Annotated in this window: 25 protein-coding genes, 1 tRNA gene and 1 pseudogene; 7 read left to right on the top strand and 20 right to left on the bottom strand. The window is 30.5% G+C overall.

Annotation, left to right across the window (positions count from 1 at the left end; translation table 11 throughout):
- The first annotated feature begins 203 nt into the window (after window positions 1–203).
- Window positions 204–338 carry a hypothetical protein gene (locus tag CW733_RS16705; protein ID WP_255411454.1) on the top strand — a complete coding sequence of 45 codons (135 nt, stop codon included), beginning with the start codon at window positions 204–206 and terminating at the stop codon, window positions 336–338.
- A gap of 125 nt (window positions 339–463) precedes the next feature.
- On the opposite strand, the gene CW733_RS09015 is transcribed toward CW733_RS16705, so the two are convergent.
- The 14 genes and pseudogenes from CW733_RS09015 to CW733_RS08950 all read right to left on the bottom strand — a co-directional run bounded on the left by CW733_RS09015 (window position 464) and on the right by CW733_RS08950 (window position 11,528).
- Window positions 464–1,660 carry a primase-helicase family protein gene (locus tag CW733_RS09015; RefSeq protein WP_100996884.1) on the bottom strand — a complete coding sequence of 399 codons (1,197 nt, stop codon included), beginning with the start codon at window positions 1,658–1,660 and terminating at the stop codon, window positions 464–466.
- Window positions 1,661–1,662: 2 nt separating this feature from the next.
- Entirely contained in the window at window positions 1,663–1,980 is a 318-nt protein-coding gene (locus CW733_RS09010; RefSeq protein WP_100996883.1) for a hypothetical protein, read from the bottom strand.
- Entirely contained in the window at window positions 1,980–2,312 is a 333-nt protein-coding gene (locus CW733_RS09005; RefSeq protein ID WP_100996882.1) for a helix-turn-helix domain-containing protein, read from the bottom strand. Before CW733_RS09005 ends, CW733_RS09010 begins: the two co-directional genes overlap by 1 nt.
- A 111-nt stretch (window positions 2,313–2,423) precedes the next feature.
- Complete coding sequence (locus CW733_RS09000) at window positions 2,424–3,488, bottom strand: hypothetical protein (RefSeq protein WP_100996881.1); 1,065 nt, start codon at window positions 3,486–3,488, stop codon at window positions 2,424–2,426.
- Between the two features lie 9 nt (window positions 3,489–3,497).
- Window positions 3,498–4,742 (bottom strand): phage integrase SAM-like domain-containing protein, encoded by a 1,245-nt coding sequence (locus CW733_RS08995; protein ID WP_198520068.1) that lies wholly within the window; start codon window positions 4,740–4,742, stop codon window positions 3,498–3,500.
- Between the two features lie 298 nt (window positions 4,743–5,040).
- Window positions 5,041–5,291: pseudogene (locus tag CW733_RS08990) on the bottom strand (thioredoxin family protein).
- Window positions 5,292–5,311: 20 nt separating this feature from the next.
- The gene (locus CW733_RS08985) at window positions 5,312–5,914 is read right to left on the bottom strand and encodes a DUF3365 domain-containing protein (protein ID WP_100996878.1); all 603 of its coding nucleotides are present in this window, start codon (window positions 5,912–5,914) and stop codon (window positions 5,312–5,314) included.
- Between the two features lie 14 nt (window positions 5,915–5,928).
- Window positions 5,929–6,192: a heavy-metal-associated domain-containing protein gene (locus tag CW733_RS08980; protein ID WP_100996877.1), complete on the bottom strand. Its 264-nt coding sequence runs from the start codon at window positions 6,190–6,192 to the stop codon at window positions 5,929–5,931.
- Window positions 6,193–6,422: 230 nt separating this feature from the next.
- On the bottom strand, window positions 6,423–6,698 hold the full coding sequence (locus CW733_RS08975) for an ATP-dependent Clp protease adaptor ClpS (RefSeq protein ID WP_100996876.1): 276 nt from the start codon (window positions 6,696–6,698) through the stop codon (window positions 6,423–6,425).
- Between the two features lie 23 nt (window positions 6,699–6,721).
- The gene (gene prmA, locus CW733_RS08970) at window positions 6,722–7,558 is read right to left on the bottom strand and encodes a 50S ribosomal protein L11 methyltransferase (protein ID WP_100996875.1); all 837 of its coding nucleotides are present in this window, start codon (window positions 7,556–7,558) and stop codon (window positions 6,722–6,724) included.
- 196 nt (window positions 7,559–7,754) lie between these two features.
- The gene (gene tpiA, locus CW733_RS08965) at window positions 7,755–8,504 is read right to left on the bottom strand and encodes a triose-phosphate isomerase (RefSeq protein ID WP_100996874.1); all 750 of its coding nucleotides are present in this window, start codon (window positions 8,502–8,504) and stop codon (window positions 7,755–7,757) included.
- Window positions 8,505–8,517: 13 nt separating this feature from the next.
- Window positions 8,518–9,594, bottom strand: coding sequence for an ABC transporter permease (locus CW733_RS08960; protein WP_100996873.1), 1,077 nt, complete (start codon window positions 9,592–9,594; stop codon window positions 8,518–8,520).
- Between the two features lies 1 nt (window position 9,595).
- Entirely contained in the window at window positions 9,596–10,903 is a 1,308-nt protein-coding gene (locus CW733_RS08955) for a BT_3928 family protein (protein ID WP_100996872.1), read from the bottom strand.
- A gap of 85 nt (window positions 10,904–10,988) precedes the next feature.
- Window positions 10,989–11,528, bottom strand: a complete 540-nt coding sequence (locus CW733_RS08950) for a DUF1599 domain-containing protein (protein WP_100996871.1) — start codon at window positions 11,526–11,528, stop codon at window positions 10,989–10,991.
- Between the two features lie 106 nt (window positions 11,529–11,634).
- Between CW733_RS08950 and folP the strand changes: the two genes are divergently transcribed.
- The 4 genes from folP to CW733_RS08930 all read left to right on the top strand — a co-directional run bounded on the left by folP (window position 11,635) and on the right by CW733_RS08930 (window position 14,318).
- Window positions 11,635–12,456: a dihydropteroate synthase gene (folP, locus tag CW733_RS08945; RefSeq protein ID WP_100996870.1), complete on the top strand. Its 822-nt coding sequence runs from the start codon at window positions 11,635–11,637 to the stop codon at window positions 12,454–12,456.
- A complete protein-coding gene (locus CW733_RS08940; RefSeq protein WP_100996869.1) occupies window positions 12,457–13,113 on the top strand; it encodes a hypothetical protein in 657 nt (218 codons plus the stop codon).
- Window positions 13,114–13,146: 33 nt separating this feature from the next.
- Complete coding sequence (locus CW733_RS08935; protein ID WP_100996868.1) at window positions 13,147–13,938, top strand: diadenylate cyclase; 792 nt, start codon at window positions 13,147–13,149, stop codon at window positions 13,936–13,938.
- Between the two features lie 92 nt (window positions 13,939–14,030).
- Entirely contained in the window at window positions 14,031–14,318 is a 288-nt protein-coding gene (locus CW733_RS08930) for a DUF3667 domain-containing protein (protein WP_100996867.1), read from the top strand.
- 374 nt (window positions 14,319–14,692) lie between these two features.
- Here the strand turns inward: CW733_RS08930 and CW733_RS08920 are convergent, their stop codons facing one another.
- Together CW733_RS08920 and truA are read right to left on the bottom strand one after the other, a co-directional pair.
- Entirely contained in the window at window positions 14,693–16,459 is a 1,767-nt protein-coding gene (locus CW733_RS08920; protein ID WP_100996865.1) for an ABC transporter ATP-binding protein, read from the bottom strand.
- Window positions 16,452–17,204 carry a tRNA pseudouridine(38-40) synthase TruA gene (truA, locus tag CW733_RS08915; RefSeq protein WP_100996864.1) on the bottom strand — a complete coding sequence of 251 codons (753 nt, stop codon included), beginning with the start codon at window positions 17,202–17,204 and terminating at the stop codon, window positions 16,452–16,454. The genes CW733_RS08920 and truA overlap by 8 nt, the downstream gene beginning before the upstream one ends.
- A gap of 140 nt (window positions 17,205–17,344) precedes the next feature.
- Here truA and CW733_RS08910 point away from each other — a divergent pair, with 140 nt between their 5' ends.
- A complete protein-coding gene (locus tag CW733_RS08910) occupies window positions 17,345–17,842 on the top strand; it encodes a metallophosphoesterase (RefSeq protein ID WP_100996863.1) in 498 nt (165 codons plus the stop codon).
- A gap of 135 nt (window positions 17,843–17,977) precedes the next feature.
- Here CW733_RS08910 and CW733_RS08905 read toward each other — a convergent pair whose 3' ends face one another.
- Window positions 17,978–18,388 carry a DUF4293 domain-containing protein gene (locus CW733_RS08905; protein ID WP_100996862.1) on the bottom strand — a complete coding sequence of 137 codons (411 nt, stop codon included), beginning with the start codon at window positions 18,386–18,388 and terminating at the stop codon, window positions 17,978–17,980.
- Window positions 18,389–18,591: 203 nt separating this feature from the next.
- Here CW733_RS08905 and rho point away from each other — a divergent pair, with 203 nt between their 5' ends.
- Window positions 18,592–20,310 (top strand): transcription termination factor Rho, encoded by a 1,719-nt coding sequence (rho, locus tag CW733_RS08900; RefSeq protein WP_100996861.1) that lies wholly within the window; start codon window positions 18,592–18,594, stop codon window positions 20,308–20,310.
- 224 nt (window positions 20,311–20,534) lie between these two features.
- Here the strand turns inward: rho and CW733_RS08895 are convergent, their stop codons facing one another.
- The 3 genes from CW733_RS08895 to CW733_RS08885 form a co-directional block, all read right to left on the bottom strand.
- Window positions 20,535–20,906 carry a hypothetical protein gene (locus tag CW733_RS08895; protein WP_100996860.1) on the bottom strand — a complete coding sequence of 124 codons (372 nt, stop codon included), beginning with the start codon at window positions 20,904–20,906 and terminating at the stop codon, window positions 20,535–20,537.
- 175 nt (window positions 20,907–21,081) lie between these two features.
- Window positions 21,082–21,333, bottom strand: a complete 252-nt coding sequence (rpsT, locus tag CW733_RS08890; RefSeq protein ID WP_100996859.1) for a 30S ribosomal protein S20 — start codon at window positions 21,331–21,333, stop codon at window positions 21,082–21,084.
- 30 nt (window positions 21,334–21,363) lie between these two features.
- A tRNA-Glu gene (locus CW733_RS08885) sits at window positions 21,364–21,435 on the bottom strand.
- Window positions 21,436–21,567: the final 132 nt, after the last annotated feature.

Here is a 21,567-nt window from a genome sequence, read left to right as displayed (position 1 = left end):
TTTGTTGCAACTGCAAAAGAATAAAGGTTTTCGTGTAAATAAGCATTAAGTAACGTAGTAGTGTGCCAGAAACGAATACTGTTGGTACTCTGTTGTTGGTTGTTGTTGGCTTGTAGAACCTCAAGATAATTGAGGGTTTTACGTGTAAATAAGCATTAAACGATGTAGTAATATATACGAATAGGAGTGCTGTTGGTTTACTGTTGGTTGTTGCTGTTGTTGTTGTTGTTGTTGTTGTTGTTGTTGTTGTTGTTGTTGTTGTTGTTGTTGTTGTTGTTGTTGTTGTTGTTGTTGTTGTTGTTGTTGTTGGTGGTTTTAATAGTAAGATTTGTATGTAAACAAGCGATAAACAATGCAGTAGTATTTACAAAATTACTGTTGTTGCTTTATTGTTGCGTTGTTGTTTATTACCGTAAGTGCCAGCTAGCATGGCGTTACAGTAATTAATCAACAAATCAACAAGTTAATCTATATCCTTAAACATTTCTTTCGTAAATGTGTAATGACGTCCTCTGTGCTTAGATTCTTCAACAAAGGGATTGTTTGCCATAGTCATTGACATATGATATTTAGTGTATGTACTATTCTTAGATTCTAATTGGTACTCATTTTTTATAAGGTCGGTTATTTTAAAAGAATTGGTTCTAATATTGTTTTTATTAAGTTTATCTACTAAATCGCCAACTGAATATTTTAATTCTTCAGTATCAAATTGTATAAACTCGTCTGATAATATTTGTTCTAACTCTTTGTTTAGAAAAGTTTTGTTTCCATTCATTAATATATCTAAAGCTTCTGTGTGTATCTGTTCTTTTGTAAACCACATTCTTGTTTTTCTAGGACTATAGATTTTTCTGGTGTTTATAAAATTTATAAAATGAGGTAGTTCTTTGTTTAGCGATTCTAAAAGGTTTGGTTTGTCTGCTGATAAATCAAAAGGAATAATTTTACGCACCCAATATCTTATTTCTGAATTGTCGATATAGACAAAGTTTTTTTCGTTATTCGAGCATAATATAAATTTGCCAAAAAAGTTACCTTCTATTTTGTCTTTCCCTTTTGCTTCACTCTTGTAAGTTTTAGCAGTAGATAAGTTTTTTAAACGTTCGCTATCTTCTCTTTTATCTAGTAGTACTTCGTCTACAGCAATAATTAGTTTTGAAGCCCAATCGGAATTGAATCGACTTCTAAAATCTTCATTATTATTGATAGTCATATTGTTTTGAAATATTAGCTTCACCCAATTAAGAAAGGTTGTTTTCCCTGTATTTCGCTCGTTACTAACAAGACAAAGTATAGGTAGTACTTGCATTGGTTTTTTCCATAAAATACTTAAGTAGTCTAACCCAATTAGATATTGCTCTCCAAAAATATGTTTTAGAAATTTTTCGGTTTCGGGAAAATCACCTTGAGTTAGAGTATGATCTAATCTTTCGTATTTATTATAAAAACCATTAATAACGTGTTCGAAATTAGTGTGTGATGGTATTAAGCAAAAGCCATCATATTTTGGAATGCTTTTTGCGAATTCTTTATCATGGTCTGTAATAATTTCACTTTTAGACCATGGAGCTAACAACTTAATAGTGTCTTTACTATTTAATGGCATTTTTACTTTTTTGTAATATGCAGTTCCTATTCTAAGATATGTATCTTTCATAATTATATGTTTATAGTTAAATAATACGCTCTAGAAAGGTCAATTTTTTTAAATTTTTCAACAAATCTAAAATCAACTACTGCGCGTTGTATAGTGTTATCATCTTTGCAAGTTTTTATAATATTTTCTTCAATTTGATAAAGTGGTAATCTGGGTTTGTATTTAATTACTTGTATAGCAATATTTATTTTCTCTAATAAATTGTTCAGTATTCTTATTGACAACGAATTATTAGAATTTGCTAATGAGCTTAGTAAGTCTGCGTGAATATCTTCTAAGATTGCTAAACCATCTGGTTTATATGTTATTGTATTTCCCATTATTGAAACCTTTTTCTTTTGTTAGACAATAAAGTGTCAGCATCGGCTTCTACTTCTATAATGGTTTTTTGTTTTCCCTCTTTTATCCAATCTATTATTTCGGACTTAAAGAAGAATAAACGACCGTTTTTTTTGTGGTGTGGGATTGTGTTTTTCTGACAATAACCATAAAGAGTTGGTTTTGTGTAGCCAGATAATTTAACTATTTCATCAATAGTTTGTGGGTCGTCCGTTAGGGATTTTGTTTCTGCCTTTTCGATTAAGGCTTTTAATTCTTTAAGGTCTTTTTTAACCTCGGCAACGTCTAGTTGCGTTTGTTCAAATGCTATCATTTTGAGCTATTTTAAATTAATAATAGTCAATGATAGTCTTTAGTTATAGGTTTTTTTAGAGTTCTGTAGTTGTGGTAATAACAAAAGTAGTTGAGGTAGTAACTGAAGTAATTAAATTGTTTTTTTTGGTTTGGTTTTGAAATTATTCTTTACATTTTCATATTCCCAATTTGTAAAGTTTTCAGTTAACAGTTTTATGAAATTTTCTTGAACTTGACCTGTTCCGAAGTATTCCCAATAATTCTCATAAAACTCTCTAAACCTATATTGAATTAAGAATTTTTCCCCTTTTGGTGCTTGGTTAAAGGTTTGTTTTTGTATGTTAGGTATTCCGCAAAAAGCTTTTTTTATAAATAAATCCAATTGTTTTTTTGTTAAAAAAGGTTCACCGTTTTTGCTGTTTTTGGAAGTGAATATTTCAAAGTGTTCAACAATTATATCATATGGCATAGATTTACAGAACACATTTTTATATATGTCGTATATACTTGTTGGTTTCGAGTCATCTAATTTGCTGCTATTTTCTTTCTTGTTTTTGTAATATTTTAACTGTTGTTTTAATAATTTAACTTGTGGTTTTACAAAATCTAAAATAATTCTATTTGTGTTTTTTGCAATTAATATATGATTTTCAATTTCTTCCAAGTTTTTGTGTAACTCTTTAATAGCAATGTCAGTATTTAGTTCCTTGTAATATTCACGTATTGAGAGAAGTAGGTGTGTTGATATAATGTTATAAAACTCTTTTCTTTTAAAAATGATTGTACCATCTACATAGGAGAAATGTTTAATAAATTCATCCGATAATTCTCTTAATTCCATGGTGTTGAAGAATTGAATATTATTTCTAATATTAGTCGTATAAAGAGTTAGTTCAGCTATGAAATCGATATATGCATCTTCAATATAATCAATGCATATTTTATCTTTATCATCCTTGCCTATTCCTTTGCAAAAATCACATTTGTCAATTTCATTTTGAGGAATTGATGAATGAATTTCTTGTTTAATATATGCCAAATATTGGTCAAAGATTTCTTCGTTATTTACATAAGTTTTAAATAAATCAATAGATTCTTTTATATGAGGTATGAAATGATTATAACCTTTTTTGTTAATAAATTCAGCTATTTCTTCTTTGGAAATAGAGTAACGATTATCTATTTTTTTTAACATATAGTCTTTTTAAAAGTCCATTATTGAGTTAGCAAAATCTTTCTTGGCTTCATCTTCAAAACCTGCAAAGTAATTTTTAGTAACACTAAGGTCGCTATGGTTTAGGGCTTCACTTATAAATTCCATACTAGCGCCTTTACGTAATGAATTGGTAGCAAAACTATGTCTAGCCCAATAGGTAGAAATATCGTTAGGTAAATTATTCGCTTTTGCAACTCTTTTAATATGGTCGTTAATGTAGCGTGTGAAGTTTTTAATTTTTTTGTATTGTTCTAAAATATCATCATTTTTATTAATAATATCAAATACAAAACCTGTTTTAGATTTATTGCCATATTTTTCTATAATACTTGAGGTGAAATCTGTTAGGTATATAATAATCTCAGTTTTTTCAGCAGTTTTGTCAAATGTTTTTGCTCTGTAATATGTGAATTTATCGTCTTTAAAATCTAAGTATTTTAAAAGAGCAATATCTTTTAAATTAATACCATTGCAAGCAAAACTAAAAAACCAAAAATCTTTTGCTTTTGCTTCATTGTCGTTTGCTGTTGTAGCATTAAATAATACTTTTAATTGATTAGAATTTAAAGCTTTTTTTACTTTTTTAGTTCGTGGTATTTTGTATTTGTTCTTACCAAATGGATAGTGTTCACTATTTAGGTCGTTAGCATCAATGGCGGTATTGAAAATAACACGCAAAGTTCTAGTGTAAATCGAAATAGTGGTATAGCTTTTTCCATTAGATAACATGTATTTTTCATAATCCTTTAACCAATCAATATCAATATCTTGAAACCTTAATTTCTCTATGGTGCATTTTTTTATTTCTTTACTGAAACCACCTAGAGAATTTAGTGTGTATTTAAAACTTTCTGCAGTGTTTATTTTATTGTTTTTAATGTTTTTTTCTACTGCAAGATTAAAATGATAGTGTACATTATTTTTATCTGAAGTTTTTCTAAATAGTTTAAATTCAAATTTTTTAAAATCGAAAGCATCCATTGATTCAGCTTCATCATTAGCTCTATTCTCTATTGCTTGAAGTTTTAAGCGTAAGTCTTTGTTTTTACCTCTAAGATTTTTGTTTTTTGGGTTAAGCCAAATTTCTTCATACTCAACTTCGGTTAAGTCGATGTCTAAGTTGTACCATTTCTCTTTTTGAGTAGCTTTTCCATAAACACGAAGTTTTATAGGATACATTCCTGAATCTTTTTTTCTGCGCGTATCTAAACGGATAGAAATGTTGTAACTCATAGCATAATAGTTTCTGCAAATATATGTCATTTGCAGAATATTTGCAGAAAAAACAACATAATAAACCAGTAATAGATATTACTAAATAGTAGTGTTTTTATTGCATAATGCTGATTTACAAGGTGTTTAGGTAGTAGAGTAGTAGTGTTAATTTGTGTGGTTTATTGATTACGGCTCAAGAGGTTACTGGTTTGAATCCAGTCGAGGTCACTAATAAAACCAGCACATTTCAAAGCTTTTTGAAATTGCTGGTTTTTTATTTGCAGAATATTTATTGAAATATTGTTTTAATTTTAAGCTATAATAATTTCGTTTTTTTTTGTAATACACCACAATGTCTCCAAACTTGTTTTCCTTTTTTAAACAGTAACATTGTTGGTAGACCCATTACTTGATACTTTATAGCAAGTGATTGGTTTTTATCTACATCTATTTTAATAATAGAAATATTCTCTCCTAAAGTGTCTTTTACTTGTTTTAAAATATTAGATGGTCCACACCATGTTGCAAAAAAAAATCGATTAATACTGGTTTGTTATTTCTGAAAATTTACTCATACCTGATTTAATTTATTTATCGAATGTAACACTCCAAAGACCTCTAACTTCATTAATATTATAGCCTGTAGCTTTATCTTTTGGATAGAGTATTGCTAATTTTTTTAGAATTGGTTTTTCTATATTTTCATTAGGTTTTCCATGACATTGTAAACACATTGTGTTAGTTGTAATTGGATAATATACCTGAATTTTGTTTTCTAATAAATCTACAATTGGTTTATGTTCTTTATTGTTTTTAATATCATTTTTAAAAGAATTAATATAAGTTAATTCTTTTTTATTTGCTTGATTGTTTGGGTTTCTAGTTTTATCCGAAACTCGTTTTATAGTAGCTTTATGTACAACAGTCATGCTATCTGTTAAAGGATACGCTTGTGTATTACAAAACGTTAAAGCTTCTAATGTTCCTTTTTTTTGAATAGTACTCATTAGGTTTTTACCCAAAACGGATTTGGTTGAAAAAGCATATTGCAAACCACGTTCTGCATAAGCAGAAGTGTCTAAAATGCTTATAGTATTTTTACTTTCTTCTAAATTGGTTTTATTATCTTTTGAACGATTACAACTAAAAATTATTGATGAAAAGAAAACGAGAAGAATTGCTTTTTTCATTATTTTAATTATTTTTAAAACTTACCAATTGCACAACTTACAAAAGATTTAGCTTTAGAGGTTAGAGAGTTTATATCTTCGATAGAAGGATAGCCTAAAGTTTTAAGTTTGTCTTTTACAGCTAAAACGTCTACTTCGTTTTTGTAATTAAAAGATACTTTACTTTCGTCGATATCTATTTTTAAATCTAAAACATTATTAATTTCAGATAGTTTTGAAGTGATTGTATTAGCACAACCACCACATTTTAAGTTTTGTACTATTATTGAAGTTTTCATTTATAGACTATTAAAGAAATTGAATTTATAACCCAAAAATAGCTCTTAATATGAATTTTTGCTGTAACAAAAGTTACATTAAAGTGTTGTTTTTAGGAAAGGCGGTTAATGTTTTATGATAAATCTATTAATAGAACCTAATAATAGTAGATTTTGAAATTTTATAAGAATAAAACGGTTTTGAATTATGAGGCGTTTTTTAGATTTTTTAGCAAAATTTAATGCTGAGATTATATAATCTCAGCATCAATTCCTGCTTCTAAAATGCTAGAACAGATAGGTTTTAAATCTTTTAAATCACCTGTTTTCACTGTGCATTGTCCTTTGTAATGTACTAAAATTGTACACTGTTCTGCTTGTTCTGGTGTGTGTTTACAGGCTTTTATAAGTGTATCTATAACGTGATCGAAAGTGTTATAGTCGTCGTTATAAACCACAATTTCGTTGTTTGGTTTTTCTAACGTTTCAACATCGTGTTGTTCCTGTATTTTTTCTTTGATGCTCATTTACAGTATTTTATGCTAAAATATTAATTTTCGAAATGTAAAGCAACCCAATCATTACGTTTTAACTTATTTTTTAACTTTAAACCGTTTGTATTGCATTCTTTCTCAATAGTTGGAATATCGGCTTCGTAGAATCCGCTTAAAAATAGAGAACCATTTCCGTTTAAACATTTTGCATAAGTCTTAATATCGTTTAAAAGGATATTACGGTTTATGTTTGCTATAATAGTATCGTATTTTTTATTTACTAATAAATTGGCGTCACCTTCGTAAACAGTAATGTTTTTAGCATTATTACGTTCTGCATTTTCTACACTATTTAAATAGCACCAGTTATCTATATCTATAGCATCTATTGGATTTGCACCTTTCATTTCGGCTAAGATTGCTAAAACGGCTGTACCACATCCCATATCTAAAACAGATTTTCCTTGAAAATCGTTTGCCATTATATGTTGTATCATCATATGTGTTGTTTCATGATGTCCTGTACCAAAACTCATTTTTGGTTCTATAATAATATCGTATTGCGTGTCTGGCTTTTCGTGAAACGGTGCACGAACAGAGCAAAGATTATCCACTATAATTGGATTGAAATTTTTCTCCCATTCGCTATTCCAATTTACTTGTTCTATCTCGTCGAAAGTGTAAGAGATTTCGAACTCATCGCTTGTTAACACGTAAATATCTTGTAAGATATCTTCTCTCCATTCTTCTTTTTGGATGTATGCTGTAACTCCGGTTTCGGTTTCAACAAAGCTTTCGAATCCTGCGTAACCAAGTTCTGCAATTAGAATTTCGGTTGCTGGTTGTAATGGTTTTACTGTAAAATAATAACCTATGTATATTGTATTTGACATTGAATAGTCTTTGTTTCTGGCAGGTACTCCTGCGTTAGCGGTTGTAATGGCATCCTTTTTTGCGAATTATTTTAATTTATACTTCTTTTTAAAGAAAGAAATAATTTTAAAAAAATCCTAAAACAAGTTTAGGACTACTTCGCAGAAAAGATATAATGGAAAACGCGACCCTTGTGGTAACGCCCAAATTATTTAATTAAAATGCATTTATTATGGCGTAAAAATCGTCGGCTTTTAAGGCTGCTCCACCTATAAGTCCTCCGTCTACGTCTGGTTTACTAAAGATTTCTTTAGCGTTTGCAGGTTTTACACTACCGCCATAAAGAATAGTCATGTCTTGAGATACTTGCTCGCCATATTTGCTGTTTAATGTCTCTCTAATAAACTTGTGCATGTCTTGTGCTTGCTCTGGACTTGCTGTTTCGCCAGTTCCAATTGCCCAAACAGGTTCGTAGGCTAAAACGATGTCTTTAAATGCAGAAGCTTCTAAATGAAATAGCGCATTTTTAATTTGATCACCTACTATTTTTTCTTCGTCACCTGCTTTTCTATCGGCTAATTCTTCGCCAAAACAAAAGATTACTCTCATGTCGTTTTTTAAGGCAGCGTCTGCTTTTTTTGCTAAAAGTTGGTCTGTTTCGTTAAAATAAGCACGACGTTCGCTGTGTCCTAAAATTACTGTTTGTACACCAACGCTTTTTAACATTTTAGCGCTAATTTCTCCTGTATAAGCACCATTGTCTGCAAAGTGCATGTTTTGTGCTACAACCTCTATGTTTGAGTTTCTTGTAGCATTGAAGGCTTGAAATAGATTTACAGATGTTGGTGCAATCATTACTTCTGCATTAGACGTTTGCTTTTGTTTTAAAAGCTCAGTTATTAATACTTCGGTTTGCGATAAATCGTTATTCATTTTCCAGTTTCCGGCTACTATATTTTTTCTCATAATAAATGTTGTTTTATTCTAGTTTTACTTTTGGATCTAACCAAGCGTAGATAATATCTACAAAAATATTAATAATTATAAAGAGTAAGGCTATAATTAACACAGAACCCATAATTACAGGTAAATCTAATGTGTTTAATGCGTTTACTATTTCTTTACCAAGTCCATTCCATCCAAAAATATATTCTACAAAAACGGCTCCTGCTAGCATAGAGGCAAACCAACCAGATATTGCGGTTACTACTGGATTTAATGCGTTTTTAATGGCGTGTTTTTTTATAATTTGAAATTCGCTTAAGCCTTTTGCTCGTGCTGTACGAATGTAATCTTGGTTAAAAACTTCTAATAATGAATTTCGCATTAATTGAATAACTACTGCTAATGGGCGAATGCCTAAAACTAATGCGGGAAGGATTAAGTTTTTAAGCTTAATGTTTACTTTTTCGCCAAAGTCGTCAAGTTCGAAAAGACTACCTGTCATTTCTAAATTGGTGTATTTATGAAGCACAAAACCAAAAAACCAAGCGAATAGAATAGCGCTAAAAAACGAAGGAATACTCATGCCAATAGTACTAAGTATTTGTATTGCTTTGTCTAAAAAGGTGTCTTTTTTTAATGCTGAAATTATGCCTAAACTTATGCCTAAAAATAAAGCTATGCCTATGGCTGAAATAGCTAATACAAATGTGTTAGGTAGTGTTTCGGCTAAAACAGTACTTACTTTTTTACCTTGTTTTGTAAAGGATTCTCTTAAGTATGGAAACTTTAAAACGGTTGTTGTATTACCGATAGTAAAGAGTTTTGCTTCCGAATATTTTTGAGGTCTTAAAAAAGTGTAATCGTCTTCTGTATTAGAGTGAAACGAGATAGGAGAGAGGTCGTTTAAATAATATAGGTATTGTGTGCCTACAGATTTATCGAAACCATATTTTTTTTTAACGATGGCTAATTGCTCGCTATCTTCGTTTTGTCCCAGCATCATTTGTGCTGGGTCTCCAGGTAAGATATTGAATAAAAAGAATATAACAGTGACTACTCCAAATAAGGTGAGTAGTGCATAGAATGTTTTATTTAAGAGGTAGCTTATCAGGTTATTCTTCTTTTAGTGTTATTTTTATTAACTCGGTATAGTTACTTGAGGTCATTGAATTAAGTATTTCTAATTCTGAACCTTCTTTTATAACATTCATGCTTTCAATTGTCTCAGGATCTATAGCTTCAACTTCGTCTTTGGTTACTTCTTCTTCGTTAACAAAGTAAGCAGTGCTTATTATAACAACTGGCTCAGGTTTGCGTTCAACTTTAGGTAAGTCTATTTCCTCGGCATCGTTAAAATGCTCTTTTTGCATTACAGTTCCTTTCTCTAATTTTAAAATTCCAGGATTAGAACGTACTACTGTTTTTAATGCTTTTTCATCACATAAATAGAAGTCGAAACCGAAACCGTATTTTTCTTTTGCATACTGTTTGTCTTCGTCTCCTGAAGATGATAAACCAATTACCGTATAGCCGTTTTCAATAGCTTTATCTGTTACTTTTTTAATGTTTTTTAAGCCTTGCTCGTTAGCCTTTTCAAGATTGTAAGCGACTACCATAATAAGGTGATCTTCGGCTAAAAATTTAGTGGTAAAATCTTCATCATCAGTTTCGATAGAAAAATCTTTAACTGGAGGATCGTATCCTTCTATTAAAATTTTAGTTTCAACACTAACGTATTCTCCATCTACAGTTGGGTAACTACCATCGGTAACATATTCTAGGTTTTCTCCACCAACATTAAAGGTCCAAGTGTATTCTTGTACCGCTTTTTGTGCATCATCTGGCACAACCATACCTTCTGCAATGTTTTTACCAACAGCATAGGCTCTAAAATCCCAAGTTGGTAAATGCATTAACACATGGTAACCAAACCATAAACTACCAATAAAGCCTAATAATGCTAGAATAGTCGTTGGGAACTTACCAAATATTGGTTTTATATGTTTTATTCCTGCGACTAAAACAAGTATAAGAATAAGTAGAATTAAATCTTTTGTGAAACTTTTCCATGGTTTTAAAGGAAGAAAATCGCCAAAACAACCACAGTCTTTTACAACTTCGAAATAAGCTGCGTAGAAAGTTAAGAATGTAAAAAAGACAATCATTCCTAAAAGCATCCAAATGGTGAACTTACGTTTGTAACCAATTAATAGAAAAACGCCTAATACAACTTCTAGCACAACTACAAATACCGAAATACCCAAAGCGTAAGGATCTAAAGACGGTAGGTTTAATACCTCTGAACTAAAATATTCTTGTAGTTTGTAAGAGAAACCTAAGGGATCGTTAAGTTTTATTAATCCTGAAAAGATGAATAATCCTCCAACTAATAGTCTGCAAATGTGAACTAAGTATTTCATAATCTTCTGTCATTCCTGCGAAGGCAGGAATCTATTTTAATTATTATAGTTTATAAGTGGATTCCTGGCTGCGCAAGAATGACAATTATTTTTCGTTTAAATGAATCATAGCAAAAATGGCGTAATTTATCATGTCTTGATAATTAGCGTCTATACCTTCGCTTACAATTGTTTTACCAGCGTTGTCTTCAATTTGTTTAACGCGTAATAATTTTTGTAAAATTAAATCGGTTAAAGAACTTACACGCATATCTCGCCAAGCTTCACCATAATCGTGGTTTTTGTCTAGCATTAATTGTTTGGTGATGGCTACTTTTTTATCGTATAAAACGGTAGCATCTTCTGTAGATAAATCGGGTTGCTCTACAATACCTTTTTCAAGCTGAATAAGCGCCATTAAAGAATAATTTATAATTCCTATAAATTCGCTTTGTTCACCTTCATCAACTTTTCTTACATCGTTTTGTTGCAAACTTCTAATACGTTGTGCTTTTATAAAAATCTGATCTGTTAACGATGGCAATCTTAAAATTCGCCATGCGCTTCCATAGTCACTCATTTTATTAATAAACAGACTGCGACACGTTTCTATAACAGCATCATATTGTTTTGAAGTATCTTGCATATATTAATTCAAATTTTCCGTAAATTTCGCATAAAATTGTCTAAAAGTCAAGGTTTCACATCTATAGTTTTTAAATGTGCTACAAACAACAAATATAAAGCTATCAATGACCATTAATTGCAGAGGAAAACTTATCGATTTATCTACACCAAAAGTAATGGGTATTCTTAATGTTACTCCCGATTCTTTTTATGATGGCGGAATGTATAAAGAGGAGTCTAATATTATTAACCAAGTACAAAAAATGCTTGATGATGGTGTTACTTTTATAGATGTTGGTGCTTATAGCTCTAAGCCAAATGCAGATGAAGTCTCTCAAGATGAAGAACTCCAACGCATAATTCCAATTATAGAATTATTGGTTAAACAGTTTCCAGAAATTATAATTTCTGTAGATACGTTTCGTGCAGAAGTTGCTAAACAATGTATTGAAAAAGGAGCTGCTTTGGTAAACGATATTTCGGCAGGACATTTAGATAATAATATGTTGGAAATAGTTGCTAACTTAAATGTGCCGTACATAATGATGCATATGCGTGGTACTCCAAAAACAATGCAACAACAAACAGAATATAATAATATTTTAAAAGATATTATTTTATATTTTTCTGAAAGAATAACAAAAGCTAGAGCCTTAGGGATTAAAGATGTTATTATAGATCCAGGTTTTGGGTTTGCTAAAACATTAAATCAGAATTTCGAATTATTAAACGTTTTAGAAGGTTTTAAAATAACCGATTTGCCTTTGTTGGCTGGCATGTCTAGAAAATCTATGATTTACAAAACATTAGAAACTTCTGCATCTGAAGCTCTAAATGGAACAACAGCGTTAAATATGGTTGCCTTGCAAAAAGGAGCTGCTATTTTAAGAGTTCACGATGTTAAAGAAGCAGTAGAATGTGTCACACTTTTTAATCAACTTAAATAAATGAAAAAATTATTAATCGTTTTATCTGTAATCGTTTTATTGGGTTGTAGTGACAAATCTGTATTACTTCCAGAAATAGAAAATGCCACAATTACTGAAATAACAGATGTGTCTCCAGCGTATATTTTTTACGATGAAACCAAACCAGATAGTTTAGAATTAAATAAAGGTAATTTAATAATCTCAACGCATTGGTTAGTAAATGTGGACAAACGTTTAACTCTAAAACAAGTAATTCCGTCAATTATTGAATTACAAGAGAAAAAGCGAAACTCTAGCCATAAAAATGAAAGCGCTCGTAATTATTATACGTGTAACGATACAAGTATTAAAAATTTAGGGTTTCTTGATTTTACTGATGTGGTTTATGTTTATGAGAGCAAAGAGTTTGATTTGAAAAATAATATCAGTTTAGCATTTATTGATACAAATAGAATTCAAATTTTAGCATTAGATAGTTTAGATCAAGAAACTAGTATGCCAAATCTGGCTAGTCAATTAGAAGAGGTGTTATCTAAAAACGAAAACACCAAAACACTAAATTTAGCTTTCAATCAAAAATTATCTTTTCAAGATTATATCACTTTTAAATCTAAGCTATCTCAATTAAATTTAGAGAATACTATAATTAATAATGAAGAGTATCTCTTTAATTAATATATTTAATCATTCTAAAATCAATATTTACCATTGGAAATTTTCGACACCATACTAAACTTCGGCATAATAGACTATATAGATGTCTTCTTAGTTGCCTTGCTTTTATATTATATATATAGATTAGTTAGAGGCACAGTTGCCATTAATATTTTTCTTGGTATTGTGTTTATTTACTTCATCTATTTAATTGTAGAAGCGCTTAAAATGGTATTGCTAACAAAAATTCTTGGCGGTTTTATTAGTGTTGGGTTTATAGCTTTAATTGTAGTGTTTCAGCAAGAGGTTAGAAAATTTTTATTAATGATTGGCTCTACAAACTTCGCCTCTAAACGTGGTTTTTTAAAACATATTAAGTTTTTAAAAATGGAAGGAGTTTCTGCATCTTCTACAGATATTGAGGTTATAATTGCGGCTTGTAACAAAATGGCAACATCTAAAACAGGTGCACTAATAGTTTTAGAGCGTGAAAATAATCTTGATTTTTTGGTTAGTACAGGAGACGAGATGAATATTAAAGTTACGCAGCCTATTATAGAAAGTATCTTCTTTAAAAATAGTCCGCTTCATGATGGTGCAATAATTATAGAAAATAATATTGTTAAAGCAACACGTGTAATTTTACCTGTTAATAACGAGAAAACCATTCCACAACGTTTTGGATTAAGACACAGAGCAGCAGTTGGTATTACAGAACGTACTGATGCTATTGCAATAACAGTTAGTGAAGAAACTGGACAAATTTCTTGTTTTAAAAACGGAACGTTTGTAGATTTTAAAGATTCTACAGAGTTAATAGAAATTATTAAAGAAGACTTAATTTAAATATGGTTTGTAAAAATTGTAAAAGGCTATTGCCATAACAAATAAACTTCTGTAATGGTTGTGGAGCAAAAGTGATTAAAAATAGGCTAACGATGCTAAATCTATTCGAAGATTTTGCTTACCGTTATATGAATTATGATAATCAGTTTTTAAAAACATTTTATTTATTTACAAGCCCAGAAAAGGTTATTGGAAGTTATATTAACGGAACACGTAAAAAGTATGTTAATGTCATTAACTACTTTACAATTGTATTAACCCTATTTGGATTGCAGTTGTTTATTATGAATATCTTTTTTAAAGATGCTTTAAATATTAAAGATCCTGAAGGTTTTGCTAAAACACAAGGGCAAATTCAATTAGTAATAAGTAATTATTAGAGTTTAATATATATATCGTTACAGTTCCTATTACTGCTTTTATGACGTGGTTAGTTTTTTATATAACAAATAAAAGAACACATAACTATACAGAGCATATTGTTGTTAACCTATATTATTCGGCTCAAGTAATAATTATAACAGCTTTGTCCACATTGTTACTCATGGTTTTTGGGCTTAATTTTTTTACTATTAGCTTTATTTTTTCTTTCCTATTCTTTATTTGGGCTATATTTTAAAAAGAATATATGGTTTAGCAATAGGAGATACTATAGTAAAACACTGCTATTTGTAGTATTAGCTGTTGTAGTTATAGGAGTAGTTTTTGCGCTAATATTAGTACAAATATTTGGTATAGAATTTAGTTTTTCTACTTAAGCCACATCAGCTTTTAAAAACTGTACTTCATAAAGATTTCTATAATACCCATTTTCTTTTTTAAGTAGTTCTTCGTGAGTACCTTGCTCTACAATTTCACCAGCATCCATTACTATAATTTTATCAGCTTTCTGTATGGTCGCTAATCTGTGAGCAATAACAATAGAAGTTCTGCCTTTAGTAATTTTATCTGTAGCATTTTGTATTAATTGCTCAGAATACGAATCTACCGAAGAGGTTGCTTCATCTAAAATTAAAATACTAGGATTAGTAACATAAGCTCTCAAAAAAGAGATTAATTGTCGTTGTCCAGAACTTAACATAGCACCACGTTCTTTTACATTGTAATTGTAACCATTTGGTAAACTAGAAATAAAATCGTGAATACCAATATCTTTAGCAGCTTGTATTACTTGTGCTTCAGAAATATTAGGATTATTTAAAGAAATATTTACCATAATAGTATCGGCAAACAAAAAGACATCTTGTAACACTACTGCAATTTTACTTCTTAATGAAGATAAAGTTACCGTTTTAATATCGATATTATCCACTAAAATTTCACCACTATTTATTTCGTAAAACCTGTTTAATAAATTTATAATAGTAGATTTTCCAGCTCCAGTAGAGCCTACAATAGCAACAGTTTCTCCTGATTTTACATCAAGAGAAATGCCTTTTAGTACTTCCTCATTTTCAACATAACTAAAGTGAACATCTTTAAAAGTAATGTCACCTTTAAATTTTGAAACTTCTATTGTTCCTGTATCATCAATTTGAGATGTGGTGTCAATAATTTTAAATACACGTTTGGCAGCTACCATTCCCATTTGTAGCGTGTTAAATTTATCTGCAATTTGTCTTAGCGGTCTAAATAATAGCGGAATCATCATCATAAACGAGAATAGTTGACCTACAGTTGCGGTACCTTCAACAAGAACCATTAATGCTCCAAAGTATGCTACTAATCCTGTGGTGATACTCGCTAGGAAATCAGCAATTGGAAAGAAAATTGAATTATACCAAATTGTTTTTAACCAACCTTTTTTATGTCGCTCGTTAATAGCTTTAAAATTTCTGTTTTCTGTTGTCTCTCTTGTAAATAATTGAAGAATTTTCATTCCTGTAACGCGCTCTTGTACAAAAGAGTTAAGGTTTGAAACTTCTGTTCTCACTTGCTCGAAAGCCGTTTTCATATAACGTTGAAAAATCTTAGTTGCATACAAAACAATTGGCATGGTTACAAACACTATTAAGCTAAGTTTTATATTGGTAGAGAGCATGTAAATAGATATAACTAACATGACAGTTAAATCTCGCATAATCATAAACAAGCCTTGTCCAAAAATATCTGCAATGCGCTCCATGTCTGTTACAGCTCGTGTTATTAGCATTCCAACCGAAGAATTATCATAATACTTCATTTTGAATTTTAGCATATGATTAAACAGTAAAATCCTAACATCCTGCACAATATTCTGTCCAAGCCAAGCAGCATAAAACTGAAAGAAAAATTGAAAAATTGTTTGTAATAGAAGTAAAGAAATCATTAAAATAATGTAATACAAGAAGCCTTCTTCTTGCATTGTTTTTATGTGATCGTCAATTACTATTTGTAGTAATTTAGGTGTAGCAATACTTAAACCTGCAATAATTAAAACAGATAGAAGTACACCGTAAAAAACAGTTTTATACGGTTTTGTATATTCAAACAAACGCTTGAATAAGGTAATGTCGAATATGTTCTCTTTTTTATTACTCAATGTCTAATTTAATTGTTTCTGGATATTCAATTTTTGTTAAGTATAAAGCGTGAGCAGGAACAGAAAATCCAGCTTCGCTTCGGTTTTTAGATTTAATAATATCGTGAAGCGTTTCCACTTCAACTTTGCCAATGCCAATATTAATAAGTGTTCCAACAATGGCGCGAACCATATTTCTTAAAAAACGATCTGCTTTAATTGTAAAATGAAGTTCGTTCCCTACAACCTGCCATTCAGCCTTCATTATATCACAATTATACGTTTTTACATCTGTATTACTTTTAGAAAAGCATTGAAAATCTTTATAGTCCAATAATATTTTGGTAGCTTCTTTTAGTCTTTTAATATCTAATTTCGGTTTTAGTAAAAAAGCTTGTTCTGTATTAAACGGGCTTTTTTCTAAAGCGATTCTATATAAATACTGTCTGCTAATGGCATGAAACCTAGCATGCAAATCTGCTTTTACTTTAAAGATATTTTTAATAGCAATATCTACAGGTAAAAACGAATTTAATTTATATATAATTTGCGGTATATCGAAGATTACTTCAGTATTAAAATGTGCAAACAATTGTTTTGCATGAACTCCAGCATCTGTTCTACCAGCTCCCATTGTAGAAATAGGCTCTCTTAATAAAGTCGAAAGTCCTTTTTCTAAAACTTCTTGTACAGAAATAGCATTAGGCTGTATTTGCCATCCATGATATGCTTTTCCGTTATATGAGAGTTCTATAAAATATCGCAAAGAAACTTGTATTTTTGTTTTCTAAAGAAACAAAGATAATTGTTTTTGTTCCTAAAGAAATGCTAAATAATAATAAAAGCGAAACAATAAGGTTGACGCTTTCGCGGAAGTACTAATCACTAAAAACAAGTTCTACTTAAATGAAAAAAATCCTACTATTATCAGACACTCATAGTCATATTGATAACGATATACTAAAATACGTTAAACAAGCAGACGAGGTTTGGCATGCAGGAGATATTGGAGATTTAAAAGTAACAGATGAAATTGCAAAACTAAAACCATTAAGAGGTGTTTACGGAAATATTGATGGTGATAAAGTGCGTTTAGAATTCCCAGAGAATAATCGTTTTATGTGCGAAGATGTAGATGTATGGATTACACATATTGGTGGTTATCCAAATAAATACAATGTAAGAGTAAGAGAGGAGATATATAAAAATCCTCCACGTATTTTTATTTGTGGACATTCGCATATTCTAAAGGTAATGCCAGATAAAAAATTAAATTTAATCCATATGAATCCAGGAGCAGTTGGTATACACGGTTTTCATAATGTAAGAACCATGCTTCGGTTTACTATAGATGGAACCAAAATTGAGAATTTAGAGGTTATAGAATTCCCAAAAAGGCATTAAAAGTTTCGATTCTATACCAGCCTCAAGAATGTTTCCTTTTCTTTGGAAAGAACTAAGGATAGAAAAAATAGGAACATAAAAAAGCCCAAGATCTTCACCTTGGGCTCACGCACTAATACTACTAAGATGTTAGGTTTATCGTAACCTATCTACAGATTTTACGAGATCTTCATCCTTTTTAATCGCCTTATTAGCCAAAACCAATAATACAATAGACAGAATTGGAAGAAAAATCCCAATACCTTTCTCAGAAACCAAAGCTTCTCCAGATACATTTAGAGATTGATATACAAAAAATCCTAGTAAAATAACGTTCAATATGATGTTAAGTCGTCCCAATACAAATTGCAACTTCCTATTTTTAAACATAAATATGGATAACAAAGATAGAGCAGCAGAACCTAAAAATAGTCCAAAATACAAAAGCTCATCCATTGCGAAGACTTTTACATCTTCGTTAGTTATCCATAAATGAAATACAAAAATCAATCCAGCCGAAATTCCAGCAGTAAGCAGTAAATAGACAGATTGAATGCGTTGTATCATTTATTTTAATCGAATAATTTCTGGTTCAAAAATATAACTTCTTTTGGAAATTTTAACTAAAAATTTAAAATAAAGTTGTATAATTGCACAAGCGCGTTGCAATGGTCACATTAGCAATACGTTAATTCTTCAGAATCACATTATAATTTTCTTCGGAAATTTTCAAAAACATATTTTTCTAAAAATATTCAATTAAACAATTCATGTTTGAAATCTCACAATTAAAAGAAATGAAGCTTCCTGAGTTACAGGATATGGCTAAAAAGCTAGCTATTCCAAAGTTTCGTTCATTAAAAAAATTAGACTTAGTTTATCAAATTTTAGATAAACAAGCAGCTAACCCTAAGGCAGTAGAAGTTGTAAAAGCAGATATTCCTGTTCCTGCAGTTGAAGAAAAACCTAAAAGAGAGCGTGTACAACGTGCTGCGGCAAATAAGCCAAATCCTAGACCAAAAGCACAACCAAAGCCTCAAGCGAAAGTTATGCCAAAAGCAGAAAAAGAGACCATAGCTTTTAAAGAGGAGGAAAGCAAAGAAATTAAAGAGAATAAAGACGATAATAAACAAGTAAAAGAGCCAGTTAAAGCACAGCAACCTAAGGTACAGCAGCCAAAACCACAGCATAAAAAGCCTGTTCATAATCATCAAAATAAAAAAGACGATAAAAAGGATAACAACCCAAATCGCCAGAATAATCAGAACAAAAACCAAAATAAAAACCAGAATAATCAACGTAACCAAGGTAAAAATGGAAATACGCACGGAAACGATGACACTCGTAATCGTTACCGTGAGCCAGATTTCGAATTTGATGCTATCATTGAAAGCGAAGGTGTGTTAGATGTTATGCAGGATGGTTATGGATTTTTGCGTTCTTCAGATTATAATTACTTATCCTCTCCGGATGATATTTATGTATCGCAATCTCAAATTCGTTTATTCGGATTAAAAGTAGGAGATACAGTGTTAGGAAACGTAAGACCTCCAAAAGAAGGTGAAAAATATTTTCCACTTATTAAAGTGAATAAAATTAACGGACAAAGTCCAGATGTGGTTAGAGACCGCGTGTCTTTTGAACATCTAACACCATTATTTCCACAAGAGAAATTTAACATTGCAGGAAAGCAAGCTACTATTTCTACTCGTATTATGGATTTGTTCGCTCCAATAGGAAAAGGACAACGTGGTATGATTGTATCGCAACCAAAAACTGGAAAAACAATGCTACTTAAGGATGTTGCCAATGCAATTGCAGCTAACCATCCTGAAGTATACCAAATGATTTTACTAATCGATGAACGTCCAGAAGAAGTAACAGACATGCAACGTAATGTTCGCGGAGAAGTTATTGCTTCAACCTTCGATAAAGAAGCTCACGAACACGTGAAAATCGCAAACATAGTATTAGAAAAAGCAAAACGTTTAGTAGAATGTGGACACGATGTAGTGATTTTATTAGATTCTATAACGCGTTTAGCAAGAGCTTATAACTCTGTGCAACCAGCTTCGGGAAAAATACTTTCTGGTGGAGTAGATGCAAATGCATTACACAAACCAAAACGTTTCTTTGGTGCTGCGCGTAACATCGAAAATGGAGGTTCGCTTACCATTATTGCTACAGCTTTAACAGAAACAGGTTCTAAAATGGACGAAGTAATTTTCGAAGAATTTAAAGGAACAGGTAACATGGAACTTCAATTAGATCGTAAGATTTCTAATCGTCGTATTTTTCCAGCTATCGATTTAACATCTTCAAGCACACGTCGTGATGATATATTATTAGATAAAGTTACAATTCAAAGAATGTGGGTAATGCGTAAATACCTTGCAGATATGAATCCAGTAGAAGCAATGGAATTTATCAATGAGCGCTTTAAGCAAACAAGAAATAACGAAGAGTTTTTAATCTCAATGAACGGTTAGGGTTTATCCTGATTTAGTTTTAAAAACTTATTACAAAACAACAAAGCCTTGATTATATAATCAAGGCTTTGTTGTTTTATGTAGTGAAATTCTTAGTTAGTTTTAAAAAAAACAAGCATTGACTAATAGAAAGTCAATGCTTGTTTTTTTTTGTTATTAAATTTTTGAGGTTTTTATAAAAAAAATAAGACCTAAAAATTAATAGTATTGTATGCTTTGAATTATTAGTAAGCTAATAAAAGCTCTTTGTATTCTTTTAAGTCAGAGATGTTATCTTTGTTATTAAGGTTTCTAGTAAGCGCTATTAAATACTTAAGACTTTCTATAGGAGATACTTCATTGTCTTCTACAGTAGGTTCTTCTTCTCCATCTTCTTCTAAAGGCTCGTCCTGAGGAATAGGAAGAAGAAAAGCTTCATGTTCTTCTATGTGTTCATAAGCAAGCCTAAGTACTTTAACCACTAAAGGAACTTCCTCTTCTATAGCAAAAACTCGTAATGCTTTTATATCATCAATTAGTGTATCTGTATTGATTCCAGATTTATCAAGATTATTAAGAATTTTATCAATTACTTTAATTGCGTTTGTGTTTTCCAAAAGAGTAAGATTTATATGAATGGTTGATTTTTGATAATTGCAAATTTATACTTTTAGAAATTAAATCATAGACCTTATTTCGAGTAAATTGACATAGTCACTAAAAGAATTTTTATAAAACAAAAAAGCCTATCGAAATTTCGATAGGCTTTTTTTTCTTGTAGAATTAATTTGACTATATCGCTGAAACGAATTTAGTTAAACCAGACTTTAAGTTAGCTGCTTTGTTAAAATGAATAACATTTTTCTTTGCTAATCTATCTAACATAGAATGTACTGAAGGTAATAAAGCTTCAGCTTCCTTCTTATCAGTTAACTCACGTAATTTTTTTATCGCATTACGAGTTGTTTTATGCTGATACTTATTTCTTAAGCGTTTAGTTTCGTTACTTCTAATTCTTTTTAACGCTGACTTATGATTTGCCATTTGTTTCTTTATTTCTTTATTAAAAAATTGTAGCCCGTAGGGGAGTCGAACCCCTCTTACATGGATGAAAACCATGCGTCCTAGCCGATAGACGAACGGGCCATTTATTTAAGAGTGTGCAAATATAAAACTTATTTTCATTTCTGCAAAACTTTTCAAATAACTTTCACAACGTTTCCATTGCGGGTGCAAAAATACAACTATTTTCTACTTTTGCAAGACCTAACTAAACTT

The sequence above is a fragment of the Lacinutrix sp. Bg11-31 genome (assembly GCF_002831665.1).
Taxonomy (GTDB): domain Bacteria; phylum Bacteroidota; class Bacteroidia; order Flavobacteriales; family Flavobacteriaceae; genus Lacinutrix.
The sequence above is the reverse complement of the archived record's forward strand: the minus strand, read 5'-3'. Positions and strand labels throughout refer to the sequence as shown.